Raw genomic sequence first — 19,016 nt, forward strand, 5'->3', positions numbered from 1 at the left:
GTACCGTAGGGGTCTGAATAGCGACACGATGCTGAAAACAGCAGCACTGCCACGACAGCAACAGCCTGCATGCCGGCAGTATAACGGAAATGCCCGCAGGCAAGCCGCCAGCGCAGTCGCAGCACCCATATTTGATGACAAATGAGCAAATTGCCGCCCTGCTTGGCAGGCATGGCTCAAAACTGGCTGCTTGCCGCTTTTTTATCTTCCGGTTTGGCGCTGCGACAAAGCGGCGAACCGGTATCACTGGCAGCGCAAACAAACAAGGAAAGCGATGGACCGGCTGATTGCCATGCAGGTTTTTGTCGAAGTAGCCCGCCGTGGCAGCTTTACCGCCGCCAGCGAAGAGCTGCAGCTGAGTCGCGCCATGGTGACACGCTATATCGCCGAGCTGGAAGACTGGCTGGGCGCACGCCTGCTGCAGCGCTCCACCCGCAAGGTGACACTGACCGATGCCGGCGCCAGCTGCCTGGCCCGCTGTCAGCAAATGCTGGAACTGGCGGCGGAAACGCGCGAAGAAGTGGGCCTGCGCGATGGCCAGTTGCGCGGCCAGCTGCGCATCACCACCAGCATGTCCTTCGGCATGGCCCAGCTGGCTCCGGCCATCAGCGATTTTCTGGCCGAACACCAGCAGATCCGCATCGACCTGCAATTGGGAGACCGCGCAATCAACCTGATCGAAGAAGGCATAGACCTGGCCATCCGCATCACCAATGACCCGGAACCCGGCCTGATCGCGCGCCGGCTGGCCGATTGCGCTTCGGTCATCGTGGCCACGCCAGCTTATCTGGCCCGCCACGGCCAGCCACGGCAACCCGCCGATCTGGGCCAGCACCACTGCCTGAGCTACAGCCAGTTTGGCCGCAGTGAATGGCGCTTGCGCCGTGGCGAAGAAGAAGCCGTGGTCAAGGTACATGGCCGGCTGAGCGCCAATGAAGCCGTCGCACTGCTGCAGGCCTGCCGCCATGATGCCGGCCTGGCCATGCAGCCCTATTACCTGGTCAAGCCGCTGCTGGACAGCGGCGAGCTGGTGGTGCTGCTACCAGACTGGCAACCCACCAGCCTGGGCATTTATGCGCTCTACCCTTCGCGCCGCCAGTTGCCACTCGCCATGCGCACCCTGCTGGACTTCCTGCAGCAGCGCTTTGCCCCCATCCCGCCGTGGGAACAGCCTGTGTCAGCATCGACCCCTTACTGAAAATTCTGCCGCCACTGGCTGGGCGACACCGCATAGCGCTGGCGAAAGTGGTGGCGCAGGGACTCGGGCGAGCCAAAGCCTGCCAGTTGGGCAATCTGTTCAATATTGTGGTCGGCACTTTCCAGCAGGCGTTGGCTCAGCGCCAGACGCTCATCCAACAACCACTGGCTCACCGTACGCCCGGTCAGTTGCCGGAAATGCCGGGTAAAACTGCGCCGGCTCATCGCCGCCTTGTCAGCCAGGCTATCCAGGCTGTGCGGCTCGGCCAGATTGGCCCTGAGCCAGTCCAGCAGCACCGCCAGCCGTGAATCACCGGCGCTAGCCGGCAGTGGCTGCTCGATGAACTGCGCCTGCCCGCCCTGACGGTGTGGCGGTACCACCAGCCGCCGCGCCACGCCATTGGCCAGCTCCGCTCCGTAACGCTGGCGCAGCAGGTGCAGGCAGCAATCCAGCCCGGCGGCCGTTCCGGCTGAGGTCAGCATCTGGCCATCCTCCACATACAGCACCGCCGGGTCCAGCCGCACCTGTGGATAACGTTGGGCGAAATCATCGGCATAGGCCCAGTGCGTGGTGGCGGCACGGCCATCCAGCAAGCCGGCCTCGGCCAGCACATACGCCCCCAGACACAGGCCGACAATCTGCACGCCGCGCGCCGCGGCCTGCTTGAGCGCCAGTAACAAGGCCGGTGGCACCGGACGGCCGGCCAGCCAGCTGGGCAGGATGATGATGTCGGCAGCAAGCAGTGCTTCCAGACCATGCTCACAGTGGATGCTGAAACCGGCGCTGGTGCGCAGTTCGCCGGCTTCCGCGCTGCAAACCCGCAAGTCAAAGGCCGGCAGGCCGGGATGGGCATCGCCAAACACCACGCAAGGCACCGACAGGTGAAAGGGGCTGATCTGGGCAAAGGCGACAACGGCGACGACGGGAGCGGACATGGCGGCATACCAGAGCGAACAGGATTGGCCTGATCTTAACGTATTCTGGCAATCGGGCCACTATGGCAGCCAGCCTGCCGTGTTGATAATGAACACCTGACCAGACAAAACCGGAGCATGCACATGACCGCACAAGACAGCGCACTGATCGTGATCGATCTGCAAAACGACTATTTTCCCGGCGGCAAATATCCGCTGTGGAATACCGAAACCGTACTGGATAACTGTGTGGCGGCCATCGAACGGGCCAAGGCACTGGGCATGCCGGTGATCCTGGTCCAGCACGTGGCCGACAGCAGCAAGGGCATTGCCCCCTTCTTCAATGCCGGCAGCGAGGGCGTGGCGATTCACCCGCGCATTCTGGCCGCAGCCCCGCAAGCACCCGTGGTGATCAAGCAGGCCGCCGACAGCTTTCATCAGACCACATTGCAGGCCACACTGGACGGGCTGGGCAGCCGCCAGCTGCTGCTGTGCGGCATGATGACGCAAAACTGCGTGACCCATACCGCCCTGTCACGCGCCGCCGATCAGTACAAAGTTGCCGTACTGGCCGACTGCTGCAGCACGGTAGACCAGATGCTGCATGCCATTGCGCTGAATGCCCTGTCCATCCGCGTGCCGCTGCCCACCGCAGCAGAAGCCCTGGCCTGAAATGCCTCATTCTCAGGCCAAATAAAAAACCCGCCGGATGGCGGGTTTCTGCTTGTAACAAGATCGGGTCAGACTCAGGCCTTGTTGACCGGAATCTTGCCGATCTTGACGCGCCATTCCGCCGGGCCGGTGTTGTGCACCGAGATACCGTTGGAATCGACCGCTACCGTTACCGGCATGTCTTTTACTTCGAACTCGTAGATGGCTTCCATGCCCAGGTCGGCAAAGCCCACCACCTTGGAGGCCTTGATGGCCTTGGACACCAGGTAGGCCGAGCCGCCCACCGCCATCAGGTAGACCGCCTTGTTGTCCTTGATGGCTTCGATGGCTGCCGGGCCACGCTCGGCCTTGCCGATCATGCCCAAGAGGCCGGTCTGTTCCAGCATCTGACGGGTGAACTTGTCCATGCGGGTGGCGGTGGTGGGGCCGGCCGGGCCAACCACTTCGTCACGCACCGGATCCACCGGGCCCACGTAGTAGATGAAGCGGTTGGTGAAGTCCACCGGCAGCGCTTCGCCCTTGTTCAGCATGTCCACCATGCGCTTGTGCGCGGCGTCGCGGCCGGTGAGGATCTTGCCGTTCAGCAGCAGCACATCGCCCGGCTGCCAGCTGGCCACTTCTTCCTTGGTGATCTGGTCCAGATCAACGCGCTTGCCGTTGCTGGTGTCGTAGGTAATTTCCGGCCAGTCTTCCAGGCTGGGCGTGGCCAGATGAGCCGGGCCGCTGCCATCCAGATGGAAATGGATGTGACGGGTGGCGGCGCAGTTGGGGATCATCGCTACCGGCAGGCTGGCGGCGTGGGTGGGGTAGTCCAGGATTTTCACGTCCAGCACGGTGGTGAGGCCGCCCAGGCCTTGGGCACCAATACCCAGCGCATTCACTTTTTCAAAGATTTCCAGGCGCAGCTCTTCCACGCGGGAAAGTTCGGCACCGCTGGCGGCCTTGGCTTTCAGTTCGTGGATGTCCACGTGCGACATCAGGCTTTCCTTGGCCAGCAGCATGGCTTTTTCCGGGGTACCACCGATGCCGATGCCCAGGATGCCCGGCGGACACCAGCCGGCGCCCATGGTGGGCACGGTGTTGATCACCCAGTCGACGATGCTGTCGGACGGGTTCAGCGCGTAGAACTTGGACTTGTTCTCCGAGCCGCCGCCCTTGGCCGCACAGGTCACTTCCACGCCGTCGCCTTCGACGATTTCGAAGTGCACCACGGCCGGGGTGTTGTCCTTGCTGTTCTGGCGCTTGCCAGCCGGATCCAGCAGCACGGAAGCGCGCAGCTTGTTGTCCGGATTGTTATAGGCGCGGCGTACGCCTTCGTTGACCATTTCCTGTACCGACAGGGTGGCATCCCACTGTACGTTCATGCCCACTTTCAGGAACACCACGGCGATGCCGGTATCCTGGCAAATCGGGCGACGGCCTTCCGCGCACATGCGGCTGTTGATCAGGATCTGCGCCATGGCGTCCTTGGCCGCCGGGCTTTCTTCGTGCAGATAAGCCTGGTACAGCGCGTCGATGTAGTCCTTGGGGTGGTAGCAGCTGATGTATTGGAAAGCATCGGCGATGCTTTGAATGAAATCATCCTGACGGATAACGGCCATGAGAGGTTTCTCCAGCGTAGTGGGCTGTTAGAAGCTGTATACGATCTGCCGCATGGATGTGGCGGCATGGCGCGATCGCGGACACGCTCTTAGGAATTGTCAGATTATTTTAGGGCCTTACGCTGCATTGCGCCATGCCTGCGCCGGGATTAGGCGTCAATCAGAGGTCCATCCGGGGCCTGTTGCAGTGCGCTGGCGAAGGATTGCAACGCCTGTTCCAGCGCCTGCAGCAAGTCCGGCAGGCCGGCATGGTGCTGGCCGCGCGCGGCCTGCTCCACCTGTGCGGCAGCTTGTGCCAGCGCCGTCGCCCCCACATTGCGGCTGGCACCCTTGATACGGTGGGCCAGCAGGCCCAGAGCCTGCAGGTCGCCACGCAGCCAGGCGTGCAGCAGCGCGTGCAGGTCGGCCTGCTTGTCTTGCAGAAAAGCCTGCAGCAGTGCTTTTTGTTGCGGCCAGTCATCCTGATACAGCACGCGCAGCACACGGTAATCCAGCACCGGCAGCGATTCAGCCTGCGGATGTTCTGGCAGGCCAGTTTCGACCATCTCGGCACGTAGCTGCACGATCAGCTGGCTGCCCGGCCCGCTGCCATGTTCCAGCTGCAACGAGGCTCCACTCTGCCGGGCCAGGCTGCGGATACTATGCCAGCCGGGTTCCGGCTGTGCCGCCTTGCGGGCACGGTCGGGCTGCTGCAACAGCGCGGCCAGCGCCGGCCCGGGCCCATCATCCGGGCTGCCCTCATGCATGATTTCGATGGTGATGATCTGGAACATCTGCTGCTGTGCCAGCAGCTGTGTCCTGAGAACAATACCTCCGCTGCGGGTGTAGCGGAGGCTGGCAGCGAGCAGCTGCTGCAATAGCTGCGGCAAGACCAGCGCGGGCAGCAGCAAGGCCGGTGCGAGCGCGGCATCGGTATCCAGCCGCCAGGCCAGACCATGCTGCTCTGCCGACGGGCGACAGGCGGCATGCAATGTCGCCAGCAGTTGCGGCAGGCATGTGACGAGCAGGGGCGGCCGCTGCAGGCCGGCCTGCTTGCGCTGGCGCTGCGCGGCAGAAGTGGCACTTCTCATCGGCACTTTCCCGGAGTGTAAGGCTCAGCCGCCGGCGGCGGTGAGTGCCGGCCGCACAGCGTGCATGCGTTAACCAGCTTGATGCAGCATAGCTTAGCCGCAAGGCAAGGACTTGGTTTTACCGCCGCGCCGGCCGGACTTGACATGGTACATGGCGTGATCGGCCTCGTTGACCAGCTGCTCGGCCGTGCTGCCATCACGCGGATACAGGCTGTAGCCGATGCTGGCCCCCACCTCCAGCCGCTGCCCGGCCACCGTCATGGCTTCGCTGATGCTCAGCCGCAGCTTGAGTATCAGATCGCCAAGCGCCGCCTCAGTGAAGTTGCCCTGCAACAGGATCAGATATTCATCGCCCCCCATGCGCGCCACCATATCGCTGCCACGTACGGTATGCAGCAAACGACGGGCGACAATCTGCAAGACCTGGTCGCCGATGGCATGACCATGCAGATCGTTCACTTCCTTGAAATGGTCCAGATCGACAAACAGCACGGCAAATGGTGCGCCATTGCGCTGCGACAGCTGCAACAGCTGCTCCAGCCGCTGGAAGAACAGCGAGCGGTTGGCCAGCCCGGTCAGACTGTCGTGATGCGCCAGGTAGCTCAGCTCGCGCTGATTGTCATACAAGCTGGCCATATGGCTGTTGATCTGCCGTTGCATGCGTTCGAAATTGCGCGCCAGCACGCCGATTTCATCATTGCGCTCCACCGGCAGCACCTGCTGCAGCTGGGTTTCGGAAAAACTGCTGGCAGCCTGTGCCAGGGTGTTGATGGGCCGCAGCATGGCGCGGGCGAACACCACGGCCAGCAAAATGGCGATGGCACTGAACGCCAGCACCATGTGGATGATGCGCTGCCCCAGCGGCACGGCGCTTTCCAGCACCGCATCCAGCGGCTGTACCAGGCCGGTCACCACGAAATCATCCCGATTGCCCTGCCCCACCGGCTGACGCACAAAAGCCATGACCCGACCGGCGGCCTGCTGTGGCTGCTCCAGGCCGCTCAGCGCCAGATTGTTGAGCTTGCGCTCGAACAAGGGCTGGGTGGCGGCAAAGCTGTCCTGCATCAGGATGCGGCGTCCCTGCTCGAAGCCGAAGGTTTGCGCCGGGTCGGGATGGACCAGGAAATCGCCCCAGCGATTGGCGATATACAGCTGATAGCCCTTGGGCAGGTCGGCACGCAGCTGCCCCAGCAGCCGCTCCAGATCGAGATTGATCACCAGCAGGCCGCCCGGCTGGCCATCGCTGCGCGGCAGGGGGGTGGCCACCATCAGCCCGGGGCGTCCTTCGGCATCGTGCGCACCACGCTCGTGATTGACAGCAATGGCGGACTGGTAGATCTGCCCGGCCGGCAAGGCCAGGGTTTCAAACACATAGGGGAAATGGCCTTTTTCCTGCAAATCCTCACCATCCACCCGCAGGGTAAGCCCGCCAGCGCTATCCACCCGGACCAGCTCCAGCCCGTTGTCCGCGGCACTGATCAACCTGACCTGCAAGTATTCGGGATGCAAGGCCAGCATGCCGGCAAAAGCCTGTGCCAACTCGTCACGCGCCTGCCGGGCGCGGCTGTCGCCGTGGCCATTGATCACCTGTGCCACCTGCACCAGCCGCGCCAGCAGCATGGCGTCGTCGGCAGCTTCTTCCTCAGCTTGCTGCAGCCGACGGTTCACCCCGCGCGCCGCCGTCAGCAAATCGCCCTGGGCTGCCGACACCAGCATGGTGCGGTTGGCCGTAAAGGCGTAATAGCCGGTCAGGCCGGACGACAGAATGCCAAACACGGCCAGCAGCAGCGCCAGTTTTACCAGCAGACCGGAGCGCATGATTCAAAAGCTCCCCGGCCGATCGCCGGAATAGATTTTTTGCCACAGGGCTTCGCGCTGCGCGGCGTTTTCCACCGGCTGCAACCACAGCACTTTGGCGCCGGGTTTCAGTTCGTCGCTGGCGCTGAGGGTATTGGCCAGGCCCTGGCGTGTCGGCAGCAAGGCGCTGACTGCCGGCTCCAGCATGTAGTTGATCCATTGTTGCGCCAAGCGTGGTTTGCTGCTGGCGGCCGTCATCGCCCAGCAGTCCAGCCAGGCCAGCACGCCTTCCCGTGGAATGGCATAGCCGACATCGGCCCCGGCCTGGCGCAGCGAATTCAACTGCTGGGTACCGTAGTTGCCAAACATCAGCGCGATCTTGTGGCGGATGAACAATTCGGTCCCCTCTTCTGGCAGGCTGTAAAAAGTCAGTACATTGCGCCGCAGTGCAATCAGCCGCTGCACCAGTCGCTCCCGCTGCGCCGCGCTCAGTGCAAACGGCTGTCCGATGCCACTGGCCAGTGCGGTAAACGAAAAATTGTGCTGTCCACTATTGAAGTCGAGCACCTTGTGACGATAACGCGGGTCCCACAGCACATTCATGCTGTCTGGCGGCACGGGAAACTGCCGCCGGTCGTAGATGATGCCCATGGTGGAATAGGTAAAGGGAACGGCATACAGCCGGCCTTGCTGCTGCAGGCCGGGAATGGCCGCCAGATTGCGAAAGCGCGGCAGCTGACGCCGGGTATTGGGCAGCTGGGCCGGGTCCAGCGGCTTGAGCAGACCGGCAGCAAAGTAGCGCTGCATTTCGGCAGTATTGGCGGCCAGCACATCAAAACGCGGGCCAGAGGCTGCATGCATCTTCGCCCACAGCGCCTCGTCCGAGTCGACAAAAGTCACCTCCACGCTCACCTGATAGCGCTGCTCGAAGACATGCACCACATCCGGGTCGGCATAGCCAGGCCAGGCCAGCACCCGTAGCACGTCCTTGGCCACGGCCAGCTGGCAGCAGAGCAGGCAGCCGATTACCCCCGTAAACAGGCTGTTTTTATTGAATGCCACGATTGTATTTCTTCTTTTTCAATTCACCGTTTGAATGTAGCTGCTTGTCATCATTTATACCTAAGTATTTTTACGAAAATTCGGTCAAATATTGGCCACCATCACAGGCTGCTCTGGCTGGAGCACGCTTGCGGCAGCAGTGCCGGCTTGGCCAGCAGCACGCCACCGCGCACTGCAGCGGTGCCATTTATCCTGAATGCACCAATTAACAGCATAAATTCATCATAAAACACCGTTCTGGTGCAAAAACGCACCAGCATCGCCGTGGCCAGCGCAGGCCAAAATCACCGTAAGCGGGCGCAGCATCCCCATTTTCGGGCAGTGCCGATTCAAATTGGTGCCAACAGCGTCAAGCTGGCACTCCCCTTGCTTTAAGGAAGCCCCATAAAAGCCGACAACAACGGGACTCGCCATGCCAAATTCGAATTCACCTTCCGACGTACTGTTCCTGCTGCTGGGGGCCATCATGATCCTGGCCATGCATGCAGGCTTCGCCTTTCTGGAGCTGGGCACCGTACGCAAGAAAAACCAGGTGAATGCCCTGGTCAAGATCCTGACCGACTTCGCCGTCTCGGCCATTGCCTACTTCTTTGTCGGCTACAGCGTGGCTTATGGTGTCAACTTCCTGGGCGATGCCAGCCATATTGCCCAGCACAATGGCTATGAGCTGGTGAAGTTTTTCTTTCTGCTGACTTTTGCCGCCGCCATTCCGGCCATTGTGTCCGGCGGTATCGCCGAGCGGGCGAAATTTCACCCGCAATCGGCGGCTACCTTTTTGCTGGTGGGTCTGGTCTACCCTTTCTTCGAAGGCATGGCCTGGAACAACCACTACGGCGTGCAAGACTGGCTCAGCCACAGCTTTGGCCAGCCTTTCCATGATTTTGCCGGCTCGGTGGTAGTGCATGCGGTAGGTGGCTGGATAGGCCTGGCCGCCGTGCTGAACCTGGGCGCGCGGCGCGGCCGCTATAGCAAGGAAGGTCGCATCTCGGCCCATCCGCCTTCGTCGATTCCCTTTCTGGCGCTGGGCGCGTGGATCCTGATCGTCGGCTGGTTCGGCTTCAACGTGATGAGCGCACAGCGGCTGAACGGCATTTCCGGCCTGGTGGCCATCAATTCGCTGATGGCCATGGTGGGCGGCACCCTCAGCGCCATGTGGGCCGGCAAGAACGACCCCGGCTTCATCCATAACGGCCCGCTGGCCGGCCTGGTGGCGGTGTGTGCCGGCTCGGACATCATGCACCCGTTGGGCGCGCTGCTGGTGGGCCTGGTGGCAGGCGGCATGTTTGTCTGGCTGTTTACCCAGACCCAGAACCGCTGGAAGATTGACGACGTGCTGGGGGTATGGCCGCTGCACGGCATCTGCGGTGCCTGGGGCGGCATTGCGGCAGGCATCTTCGGCCAGAGCGCACTGGGTGGCCTGGGTGGCGTCAGCCTGCTGTCCCAGTTGCTGGGTACGCTAGGTGGCATCGCCATCGGTTTTGGCGGCGGTTATCTGGTGTATGCCTTGCTGCGCAAGACAGTAGGCATCCGGCTGGATGAAGAAGAAGAGTTCAACGGGGCCGACCTGACCATCCACCAGATCACGGCCACCCCCGACCGTGAAACCAACTGGTAAACCCGCCAAACGCCTGCCAGACCTGGCTCTGACCGTATATGGCCGTGCAGGAATCTTGATCCGGCGCAGAGATTGTCCTGTTTGCGCCGGACACTGCCTTACAGCCCGCTCGGGCTCCGCTATGCTGGCTGGAAGCGCTTTTCGCTGACTGCGACAGGAATCATGAGCAAGCACTTTCAGCTAAGCGGCAGGACATCCCTGCGCACCCGCATCACCCTCGGCATGCTGCTGGCACTGGTCATCACCCTGTGGCTGGCCACCCTGCTCATCAGCCACAGCCTGCGCCGGCAAATGGAAGACACCATCTCGGCGCAGCAGTTTTCCGCGGTGTCTCTGGCCGCGCGGGAAGTGGACCGCTCGGTCAAGGAACGGATGCAGATCCTGCAATCGCTGGCCGAGCAGCTGAAAAACCTCCCGGTGACCGAGGCCGAGCTCCAGCCACAACTGGAGCGACGGCCGCTGCTGCAACAGATGTTCAACTGGGGCATCGTGGTGCTGGACACGCAAGGCATGGCGCGTGCCAGTATTCCAGCCAGCCAGGGCCGCACCGGCCAGTCTTATCAGCAGCGCGACTTCGTCCGCCAGGCCTTGCGCCAGGGTGTCAGCCAGGTTGCCGAACCGGTATGGGGAATGCACAGCAAGCAGCCACTGATTGCCATGCTGCAGCCGCTACGGGACCGCGATGGTCGCATCCGTGGCCTGCTGATGGGTGTGAGCAATCTGGCCCTGCCCAATTTTCTGGATGATATCGGCTCGGCCAAATACGGCAGCAGCGGCGACTTTTTCATCACGGCACCACTCAGTCGGCGCTATATCGTCTCATCCGACAAGCGTCGCCTGCTGCAGCCAGGCCCGGCGCCGGGGGTCAACCCGCTGTATGACCGCTACCTGTCCGGTTACCAGGGCTCGGGCATCGCCGTCAGTTCACGCGGAATCGCCGAGCTATCCTCCAGCGTGCGCATCCAGTCCACCGGCTGGCTGATGCAGGCGGTCTTGCCGACAACCGAAGCCTTCGCCCCCATCCGCAGCCTGCAACAGCAACTGTTTGGCCTGGCACTGTGCCTGACCATACTGGCCGGCAGCTTCAGTTGGTGGTGGCTGCGCCGTCAGCTGCTGCCGCTGACCGAGGCCACCGCCCTGCTGGCCGGCATGCGTGATGGCACGCTGCCCAAGCAGGCGCTGCCGGTGCGGCAGCAAGATGAGCTTGGCCTGCTGGCCAGCTCGTTCAACGGCTTGCTGGAGCGCATCCTGCGCGAAGAAGAGCAAGCCGGCGAACATGCCGCCAACCGGCTGCTGCGCAAGATCGTGTCGCATATTCCCGGCGTGGTGTTCCAGTACCGCCTGTTCGAAGATGGCCACGGCTGCCTGCCCTTTGCCAGCGAGGCTTTACTGGATCTGTACGGTCTGAGCCCGCAGGCAGTCAGCGATAACACCGACCCCATGCGCGCCATGCTGTATCCGGACGACGCCGAGGTCTTCTTCAGTGCCATGCATGCCTCGGCCGCCAACCTGACGCTATGGAACATCGAGTACCGCATCGTACTGCCCGATGGCCAGCTCAAATGGCTGCGGGTGGATGCCCTGCCGGAAAAGGAAGGTCCGTTCGTCACCTGGTACGGCTATATCGCTGACATCAGCCAGGCCAAGGCCATGGAGGCCGAGCTGCGCATAGCCGCCACCACCTTTCTGACCCAGGAAGGCATCATGGTGACCGATCGCGACGGAGTGATCCTGCGGGTGAATCCGTCCTTCTGCCAGATTACCGGCTACAGCAGTGCCGAAGTGGTGGGCAAGACCCCGGCCATTCTCAGTTCGCACCGCCATCCGCCGGCGTTCTACCAGCAGCTGTGGCAGTCGCTGCTGCAAGATGGCCGCTGGCAGGGTGAAATCTGGAACAGCCGCCAGAGCGGCGAAGTCTTCCCGGAATGGCTCACCATCACCGCCGTACACGATAGCGACGGCCAGACCAGCCACTACGTGGCCATCTTCCAGGATATTACCGAGCGCAAGGCCGCCGCCGATGCCATCCAGACCCTGGCGTTTTACGATGCCCTCACCCACCTGCCCAACCGCCGGCTGCTGCTGGAACGGCTGCAACATGCGCTGGATGCGGCACACCGTCAGCAGCAATACGGCGCGCTGCTGTTTCTCGATCTGGACAACTTCAAGTCGCTGAACGACACCATGGGCCATGACATCGGCGACCTGCTGCTGCAGGAAGTGGCCGCCCGCCTGCACCACTGCATGCGTGCTGGCGATACGGTGGCGCGGCTGGGGGGCGACGAATTCATCGTCATGCTGGAGAATCTTGGCCCGCAGCGCGAAACGGCATTGCGCGAGGCCGAAAGCGTTGGCCGCAAGATACTGGCACAGCTCAAGCAGCCCCATCAGCTGCGCGGCCACGACTACCGTGGCAGTTGCAGCCTGGGCATCGCCCTGTTTGCCGCTGAGCACGACAGCACCGAAGACATCCTCAAGCAGGCTGATCTGGCGATGTATCAGGCCAAAGCGGCCGGCCGCAATACCCTGCGCTTTTTCGATCCGCAGATGCAGGCGGAAATCAATGCCCGCACCCGGCTGGAAGCCGAGCTGCACCACGCACTGGAGCATGGCGAACTGAGCTTGTACTACCAGCCGCAGATCCGCCATGGCCAGCCCTGCCAGAGCGTGGAAGCGCTACTGCGCTGGCATAGCCCGCAACAGGGGCTGCGCCTGCCCGGCTCCTTCATTCCGCTGGCCGAACAGAGCAATCTGATCCTGGCCATCGACCACTGGGTGCTGCAACAAGCCTGCACCCAGCTGGCCGCCTGGGCTGGTCATGCCGACACCGCCAGCCTGAGCATTGCCGTCAATGTCAGCGCCCGCCAGTTTCACCAGAGCGATTTTGTCAGCCGCCTGCATCGCCTGCTGGAGGAGAGCGGCGCCAACCCGGCCCTGCTGAAACTGGAAATCACCGAAAGCCTGCTGCTGATGAAACTGGGCGACGCCGGCCGCAAGATGAACAGCCTGCGGCAACTGGGCATCACTTTTGCCCTGGATGATTTCGGTACGGGTTATTCCTCGCTGTCCTACCTGAAGCAACTGCCGCTGGACCAGGTCAAGATCGACCGCAGCTTTGTGCGCGACGTGCTGGACAAACCCAACGATGCCGCCATCTGCAAGGCCGTCATCGCCCTGGGTCACAGCCTGGGCCTGACCGTGATCGCCGAAGGGGTGGAAAGCGCAGCGCAGTACGACTTCATGGTGGAACAAGGCTGCGAGGTGATACAGGGCTATCTGTTCAGCCAGGCGCTGCCGCCCGAACAGCTGCAAAACTGGCTGGCGCATGCCCAGCCCGCGCGCCATGGCGGAAATAAAGCGCAGGACAGGCCAGCGCAAACGCCCGCAGTGGCGGCCGGCTCATGAGCGGGCTGGCGCAGCAGCCGGCTGGTGCTGCTGCGCATAGGCAGCAAAGGCCGCGGCAGGCAAAGGCCGGCTGAACAGATAACCCTGCAGCTCATCGCAACCCTGGGCGCGCAGCCAGCTGAGTTGCTCCTCGGTCTCCACTCCCTCGGCAATGGTCAGCAAACCCAGGTTTTCCGCCATGTCGATGATGGCGGCAACAATGGCGCGATCTTCCGGATCGGTCACGATATCGCGCACAAAGCTCTGGTCGATTTTCAGCTTGTAGACGCGGAACTGCTTGAGCAGGTTCAGCGAGGAATAGCCGGTGCCAAAATCGTCGATCGACATGCGCACACCCTGCTCGTGCAAGACATTCATCACGGCAATGGCCTGTTGCGGGTCGTACATGGCCACGCCTTCGGTCAGCTCCAGCTCCAGCGCACTGGCGGGCAAGCCTTCTTCCTGCAGAATGCGCGCCACCAGCGCCGGCAGATCCGGCTGACGGAATTGCACGGCGGACAGATTGACCCCCATCACCAGCGCCAGTCCCTGCTCGCGCCACTGCCTTGCCTGACGGACGGCATGACGCAGCACCCATTCGCCCAGTTGCAGGATCAGGCCGCAATCCTCGGCGACCGGAATGAATTCTGCCGGCGAAATATTGCCCAGCTCCGGATGCTCCCAGCGCAACAGTGCCTCCGCGCCCACCAACTGGCCACCCGCCATGCTCAGCTGTGGCTGGTAATGGATGTGGAACTGCTGCTGTTCCAGTGCCACCCGCAGTGCATTCACCAGCTGCAGATGGCGCGCGGCTTTTTCCTGAATCGCCGTGGTATAGAAACGGAAACAGCTGCGTCCGGCCTTCTTGGCCAGGTACATGGCCGCATCGGCGCGGCGCGACAGGGTTTCCAGATCCACACCATCCTGGGGATAAAGTGCAATGCCGATGGAGGCAGAAACATTCAGATCATAAGGTGCCACCTGATAGGGGTGGGCAATGTCATCCAGTAGTTGACGGGCCAGTGCTTCCGCCCGGGCAGCATCGATACCCGGTAGCAGCAGGATGAACTCGTCGCCCCCCAGGCGCGACACCAGCGCACCATCCGGCAAGGCTTGGCGCAATCTGGTGGCCAATTGCACCAGCAAGGCATCGCCAATGCTGTGACCCAGCGAGTCATTGATGTCCTTGAAGTGGTCCAGATCGAGAAACATCAAGGCCAGCGCCTGCTGCTGACGTGCGACCTGCTGCAGTGTCAGTTCGGCCTGCTCTTCCAGCATCACCCGGTTGGGCAGGCCGGTCAGCACATCGTAATGGGCCAGATAGCGGATGTGCTGCTCGTTCTGTTTGCGCAGGGTGATATCACGGGTAATCGCCAGCAGCATGCTGATGGAGCCGCCTTCATCGCGCATGGGCGCGGCATGGGTTTCCAGCCAGCGCCGCTGTCCCTGCAGCCCGCATATTTCAAACTCCAGCGTACCACTGTGCCCGCTCATCACCTGCTGGTGCAGCTGCATGAAGGCTGCATGATGCTCCGGCAACACAAAATGCATCAGGCCAAGCTGCTGGATCTGCTGCAGGCTGTCGGCTTGCAGCATGGCCATGCCGGCCCGGTTCATTTCCAGCAGCTGGCCATCGGCCCCCACCACCTTGATGCATTCCGGTTCGGTTTCGATGATGGTGCGCAAGCGCTGCTCGCTCAGCTGCAGGGCGGTATTGGCGGCCTGGCGCGCTTGCTCGCGCTGGAAGCTGTCCAGCGCGTAGTCCAGGTCCATCACCATTTCTTCGATCAACATGCGCGCCGCCTCGTCAAACGCGTGCGGCTCGCCACTGTACAGGGTGAGTGCGCCGATGATCTTGCCATCGCACTGCAAGGGCAGCGCGGCCGAGGCACCCCAACCATAAAGCACGGCACGCTCATGCCACGGCGCGGTGGCAGGGTCATGCTGGAAATCCTGACACCATTGTGCCTGACCAGTCCGCACGGCCCGGCCAGTCGGGCCGTGACTGAGCGGATCGGCCTCATCGGTCGCCAGTGGCAGGTCGGCCAGATACTCGGTACCACTGCCATGGGCACACAGTGGCCGGATGTGGCGGGCATCTTCATCCAGCAGCCCTACCCACACCATTTTCATGCCGCCATGCTCCACGGCGGCCTGGCACATCCGCTCGAACAACTCGCGCTCGGAGCGGCTGCGCACAATGGCCTGATTGCACTGGCTCAGCGCGTTGTACAGCCCGGTCAGGCGCAGATTGTGCGCATCGGCCTGGCGGCGGGCAGCCTCCAGACGCTGCAGCTTGTCGCGGGTTTCCGCCAGCCAGCCCATCACGCTGTGCCGGCTTGACCTGCCCAGCGGCACCGGCCGCGAGAAATCACCACTGCCCAGGCGGGCGATGCTGCTATGCAGTTCGTCCACGCTGCCACCCAGTACATTGCGCAGATTACGCCGCTGGCCCCACAGCAGGGGCAGCAACAGCAAGCCGAAGGCCACGGAGATCCAGCGCAGCTGCAAGGCATAGCGCTCGGCATCTTCTACCGCCAGCAAGGTGCGCTGGGCAGAGAGGCGGTTGAAATCGGCAATTGGCTGCATGATGGCGGCCTTGGCACGGTGATAGGCGGCATCATGCAACATGCGGATGGCTTGCTGCCGTTGCGGCGAGTCCAGCGCCGGGGCAGATGCAACCAGCGCCATGGCCGCCAATTCGGTACGGGTCAGGGCATCGGATTTGGCCTTGGCCTCGGCCAGCCTGGCCATTTCATCCGGGGTAAAGCCGGCTTCACGCATGCGCTGCAGCAAGGAGGGGGCGACACTGGCGGCCTGCGGTCGGTGATCATCTTCCAGTACCAGATCCCAGTAGATGTTCTGGTAGTCCAGCGGGCGGGCAGCCTTGCCTTCGCGGATGGCCAGGATTTCCCGGTAATGCTGCTGATAGACGGGATCACCGGTCACCACATAGGTACGCACCATGCGGGTCAGGTCATCGGAAGACTGGCGCAATTCGCCGGCCAGCAAAATGGATGCGTGGCGTGCGTCATTGGCACGGTCGATGGCTTTCTCTGCCCGCACATACAGCACAAAGCTGACGGTAAAGGCGATAAATACCAGCAGGATCAACCAGAAGTAACGGGAGAGCAGCAGCAGCTTGCTCCTGACGGTCAGCATGGCTTCATAGCCTTTTTATCGTAATGGCCCCGATTGCGATCGAAAACAGGTATGGCTGCCTGATTATGGCGCAAAACCACCGCAATCGCAGTCAAAATGGCCGCTGGCAAGGGGCAAAAACCAGCCTGCCAACGCCGGCGCTACAGTTTCCCTGCTGCCATGCCCCAAGCTTGGGCAGGCCCAGCCAGCTTCGCTGTGCCCGGCGAACCGCATGTTCAAGCCGGGCCGACTGCCCTATGCTGCTGTTTCAACCCGACCGACAAGGACCGAACATGACGCTGGCGCAATGGCTGGACATCCCCTTTTCCATCATCCAGGCCCCGATGGCTGGCGTGCAGGGCAGCCGGCTGGCCATCGCGGTCAGCCAGGCCGGCGGCGTAGGTTCGCTGCCCGCCGCCATGCTCTCCGCCAGCCAGTTGCGACAAGAACTGGAGGCACTGCAACAGCTGGGCCGGCAGCCGTACAACCTCAACTTTTTCTGCCATCAGCCTCCGGCAGACGACCCGGCCGCACTGGCCGGCTGGCAGGCGCTGCTGGTGCCCTTCTACCAGGAGCTGGGCATCGCCCCGGCTGCGGCCGGTGGCGCCGGACGCCTGCCCTTCAATCAGCAGATGGCGGATCTGGTCAGCCACTATCGCCCGGCGCTGGTGAGTTTTCACTTTGGCCTGCCAGCCCCGGCCTTGCTGCAACAGGTCAAGGCCACAGGCGCAAAGGTGCTGTCCAGCGCCACCACGGTGGCCGAGGCCCGCTGGCTGCAGGCCAATGGTGCCGATGCGGTGATCGCGCAAGGGCTGGAAGCCGGCGGACATCGCGGCATGTTCCTGCATGATGATCTGGATGAGCAGCTGGGCAGCTTTGCCCTGCTGCCACAGATCGTGCAGGCGCTGGACATTCCGGTGATTGCTGCAGGCGGGATTGCCGATGCTGCCGGGGTGGCAGCCGCCATGCGGCTGGGTGCGGCTGGCGTGCAAGTGGGCACGGCCTATCTGCTGTGTCCGGAAGCCGACACCAGCGCCCTGCACCGGGCGGCACTGTGCAGCCCGGCAGCGGCACACACCGCGCTGACCACGCTCTATAGTGGCCGGCCGGCACGCGGCATCGTCAACCGGCTGATGCGGGAACTGGGCCCGCGTCACCCGGCCGCGCCGGCCTTTCCCCTGGCCTCCGGCGCACTGGCCCCCTTGCGCGCCGCAGCCGAAGCACTGGGCCGCGACGACTTCAGCCCGCTGTGGTGCGGCCAGAATGCCAGCGGCTGCCAGGCGATTCCGGCGGGCGAGCTGACCCGTCAGCTGGCCGCCGGCCTGAGCGCTTAGGCCGGGTCGGCAAAGCCGGCGGCAATGCGCGCGCACTCTGCCAGCCAGTGCGCCTTGTCCGCCGGCGCCAGCCAGCTGGCCTCGAAACCGTTCTGGCACAGCTGCAGGATCTCGGCCTGGCTCAGTCCCAGCTCGCGCGCGCAGCCCAGATAATTTTCCTGCACATAGCCGCCAAAATAGGCCGGGTCGTCCGAGTTCACCGTGGCGCACAGCCCGGCCTGCAATAGCTGGCGCAGATTGTGGTCCTTGAGCTGGTCGAATACCCGCAGCTTGATATTGGAATACGGGCACACCGTCAGCGGCATGCGCTCGGCCACCAGCCGCGCCACCAGTGCCGCGTCTTCCAGCGCCCGCACGCCGTGGTCGATACGGCATACCTTGAGCAGATCCAGCGCCTCCCACACATAGGCCGGCGGGCCTTCTTCGCCGGCATGCGCCACGCAGGGCAGGCCCAGCGCATGGCAGGCGGCAAACAGCCGGGCAAACTTGGACGGCGGGTGACCCACTTCACTGGAGTCCAGGCCGAAACCGTCGATGCCGGCGAGGAAGGGCCGTGCTTCATCCAGCACGGAAAAGCCGTCTTCTTCGCTCAAATGGCGCAAGAATGACATGATCAGCCGCGAACTGATGCCCAGCTGCGCCCGGCCATCATCCAGTGCGTGCCGGATGCCCTGATAGACCGTGGCAAAGGCAATGCCACGTGCGGTATGGGTTTGCGGATCGAAGAAGATTTCAGTGTGGACGACATGGTCGTCGCGGCAGCGCAGGAGATAGGCCCAGGTCAGCTCGTAGAAATCCTGCTCGGTCTGCAATACCCCGGCACCGGCGTAGTAGAGATCGAGAAAGGATTGCAGATTGTCAAAATCATAGGCCGCCCGCAGTGCCTCTACCGTGGGATAGGGCAGTGCGATGCCGTTGCGCGCAGCCAGGCGGAACATCAGTTCCGGCTCCAGGCTGCCTTCGATATGCAGGTGCAGTTCGGCCTTGGGCAGGGCTTGGATCAGTGCTTGGTGTGCAGTACTCATGGGGTGTCCTGGCAGTGGCTCGCCGCCCAACCGGCCTGGCCGGTCGTTTCAGGTCGAGCAAAAGCAGCATGATAGCGATTGCCGCGCCGACACAGAAGCCCGCTTTTCCCGTCTTTGCCGCACTTTGCCATGGCATGGCCGGCGGCAATGCCAATGGTTTGGGGTAAAATCAGCCACAGTGCCGCGCAACAAGCCGGCACACG

Annotated in this window: 13 protein-coding genes; 5 read left to right on the forward strand and 8 right to left on the reverse strand. The window is 62.9% G+C overall.

Annotation, left to right across the window (positions count from 1 at the left end):
• Nucleotides 1-274 precede the first annotated feature (274 nt).
• Complete coding sequence (locus EAY64_RS13955; RefSeq protein WP_103525358.1) at nucleotides 275-1,198, forward strand: LysR family transcriptional regulator; 924 nt, start codon at nucleotides 275-277, stop codon at nucleotides 1,196-1,198.
• Here EAY64_RS13955 and EAY64_RS13960 read toward each other — a convergent pair.
• Nucleotides 1,192-2,133, reverse strand: coding sequence for a GlxA family transcriptional regulator (locus tag EAY64_RS13960; RefSeq protein ID WP_103525359.1), 942 nt, complete (start codon nucleotides 2,131-2,133; stop codon nucleotides 1,192-1,194). The genes EAY64_RS13955 and EAY64_RS13960 overlap by 7 nt on opposite strands.
• A 123-nt stretch (nucleotides 2,134-2,256) precedes the next feature.
• Between EAY64_RS13960 and EAY64_RS13965 the strand changes: the two genes are divergently transcribed.
• Nucleotides 2,257-2,784: a cysteine hydrolase family protein gene (locus EAY64_RS13965; RefSeq protein ID WP_103525360.1), complete on the forward strand. Its 528-nt coding sequence runs from the start codon at nucleotides 2,257-2,259 to the stop codon at nucleotides 2,782-2,784.
• Nucleotides 2,785-2,858: 74 nt separating this feature from the next.
• Here the strand turns inward: EAY64_RS13965 and EAY64_RS13970 are convergent, their stop codons facing one another.
• From EAY64_RS13970 to EAY64_RS20420, 5 genes are all read right to left on the reverse strand, one after another.
• Nucleotides 2,859-4,385, reverse strand: a complete 1,527-nt coding sequence (locus EAY64_RS13970) for a fumarate hydratase (protein ID WP_103525361.1) — start codon at nucleotides 4,383-4,385, stop codon at nucleotides 2,859-2,861.
• A gap of 149 nt (nucleotides 4,386-4,534) precedes the next feature.
• Nucleotides 4,535-5,455, reverse strand: coding sequence for an Hpt domain-containing protein (locus EAY64_RS13975; protein ID WP_103525362.1), 921 nt, complete (start codon nucleotides 5,453-5,455; stop codon nucleotides 4,535-4,537).
• A 93-nt stretch (nucleotides 5,456-5,548) separates the two neighbouring features.
• Nucleotides 5,549-7,273, reverse strand: coding sequence for a diguanylate cyclase domain-containing protein (locus tag EAY64_RS13980; protein ID WP_103525363.1), 1,725 nt, complete (start codon nucleotides 7,271-7,273; stop codon nucleotides 5,549-5,551).
• A 3-nt stretch (nucleotides 7,274-7,276) separates the two neighbouring features.
• Nucleotides 7,277-8,314, reverse strand: a complete 1,038-nt coding sequence (locus tag EAY64_RS13985) for an extracellular solute-binding protein (RefSeq protein WP_226034250.1) — start codon at nucleotides 8,312-8,314, stop codon at nucleotides 7,277-7,279.
• A gap of 101 nt (nucleotides 8,315-8,415) precedes the next feature.
• Nucleotides 8,416-8,574, reverse strand: a complete 159-nt coding sequence (locus tag EAY64_RS20420) for a hypothetical protein (RefSeq protein WP_158604705.1) — start codon at nucleotides 8,572-8,574, stop codon at nucleotides 8,416-8,418.
• A 152-nt stretch (nucleotides 8,575-8,726) separates the two neighbouring features.
• On the opposite strand from EAY64_RS20420, the gene EAY64_RS13990 reads away from it, so the two are divergent.
• Both EAY64_RS13990 and EAY64_RS13995 read left to right on the forward strand, forming a co-directional pair.
• The gene (locus EAY64_RS13990) at nucleotides 8,727-9,929 is read left to right on the forward strand and encodes an ammonium transporter (protein WP_103525365.1); all 1,203 of its coding nucleotides are present in this window, start codon (nucleotides 8,727-8,729) and stop codon (nucleotides 9,927-9,929) included.
• A gap of 162 nt (nucleotides 9,930-10,091) precedes the next feature.
• Nucleotides 10,092-13,334, forward strand: a complete 3,243-nt coding sequence (locus EAY64_RS13995) for a bifunctional diguanylate cyclase/phosphodiesterase (protein ID WP_103525366.1) — start codon at nucleotides 10,092-10,094, stop codon at nucleotides 13,332-13,334.
• On the opposite strand, the gene EAY64_RS14000 is transcribed toward EAY64_RS13995, so the two are convergent.
• The gene (locus tag EAY64_RS14000) at nucleotides 13,329-16,475 is read right to left on the reverse strand and encodes a putative bifunctional diguanylate cyclase/phosphodiesterase (RefSeq protein ID WP_103525367.1); all 3,147 of its coding nucleotides are present in this window, start codon (nucleotides 16,473-16,475) and stop codon (nucleotides 13,329-13,331) included. The genes EAY64_RS13995 and EAY64_RS14000 overlap by 6 nt on opposite strands.
• A 272-nt stretch (nucleotides 16,476-16,747) precedes the next feature.
• Between EAY64_RS14000 and EAY64_RS14005 the strand changes: the two genes are divergently transcribed.
• Nucleotides 16,748-17,788, forward strand: coding sequence for an NAD(P)H-dependent flavin oxidoreductase (locus EAY64_RS14005; protein ID WP_103525368.1), 1,041 nt, complete (start codon nucleotides 16,748-16,750; stop codon nucleotides 17,786-17,788).
• On the opposite strand, the gene EAY64_RS14010 is transcribed toward EAY64_RS14005, so the two are convergent.
• Complete coding sequence (locus EAY64_RS14010) at nucleotides 17,785-18,813, reverse strand: adenosine deaminase (RefSeq protein ID WP_103525369.1); 1,029 nt, start codon at nucleotides 18,811-18,813, stop codon at nucleotides 17,785-17,787. The two genes, EAY64_RS14005 and EAY64_RS14010, sit on opposite strands and share 4 nt — an antisense overlap.
• Nucleotides 18,814-19,016: the final 203 nt, after the last annotated feature.

Source organism: Aquitalea palustris, assembly GCF_003693445.1.
Taxonomy (GTDB): domain Bacteria; phylum Pseudomonadota; class Gammaproteobacteria; order Burkholderiales; family Chromobacteriaceae; genus Aquitalea; species Aquitalea palustris.

Coding starts and splice junctions, on each gene's coding strand:
- EAY64_RS13955 (WP_103525358.1), top strand. CDS start 275: ATGGACCGGCTGATTGCCATGCAGGTTTTTGTCGAAGTAGCCCGCCGT.
- EAY64_RS13960 (WP_103525359.1), bottom strand. CDS start 2,133: ATGTCCGCTCCCGTCGTCGCCGTTGTCGCCTTTGCCCAGATCAGCCCC.
- EAY64_RS13965 (WP_103525360.1), top strand. CDS start 2,257: ATGACCGCACAAGACAGCGCACTGATCGTGATCGATCTGCAAAACGAC.
- EAY64_RS13970 (WP_103525361.1), bottom strand. CDS start 4,385: ATGGCCGTTATCCGTCAGGATGATTTCATTCAAAGCATCGCCGATGCT.
- EAY64_RS13975 (WP_103525362.1), bottom strand. CDS start 5,455: ATGAGAAGTGCCACTTCTGCCGCGCAGCGCCAGCGCAAGCAGGCCGGC.
- EAY64_RS13980 (WP_103525363.1), bottom strand. CDS start 7,273: ATGCGCTCCGGTCTGCTGGTAAAACTGGCGCTGCTGCTGGCCGTGTTT.
- EAY64_RS20420 (WP_158604705.1), bottom strand. CDS start 8,574: ATGCTGGTGCGTTTTTGCACCAGAACGGTGTTTTATGATGAATTTATG.
- EAY64_RS13990 (WP_103525365.1), top strand. CDS start 8,727: ATGCCAAATTCGAATTCACCTTCCGACGTACTGTTCCTGCTGCTGGGG.
- EAY64_RS13995 (WP_103525366.1), top strand. CDS start 10,092: ATGAGCAAGCACTTTCAGCTAAGCGGCAGGACATCCCTGCGCACCCGC.
- EAY64_RS14000 (WP_103525367.1), bottom strand. CDS start 16,475: ATGCTGACCGTCAGGAGCAAGCTGCTGCTGCTCTCCCGTTACTTCTGG.
- EAY64_RS14005 (WP_103525368.1), top strand. CDS start 16,748: ATGACGCTGGCGCAATGGCTGGACATCCCCTTTTCCATCATCCAGGCC.
- EAY64_RS14010 (WP_103525369.1), bottom strand. CDS start 18,813: ATGAGTACTGCACACCAAGCACTGATCCAAGCCCTGCCCAAGGCCGAA.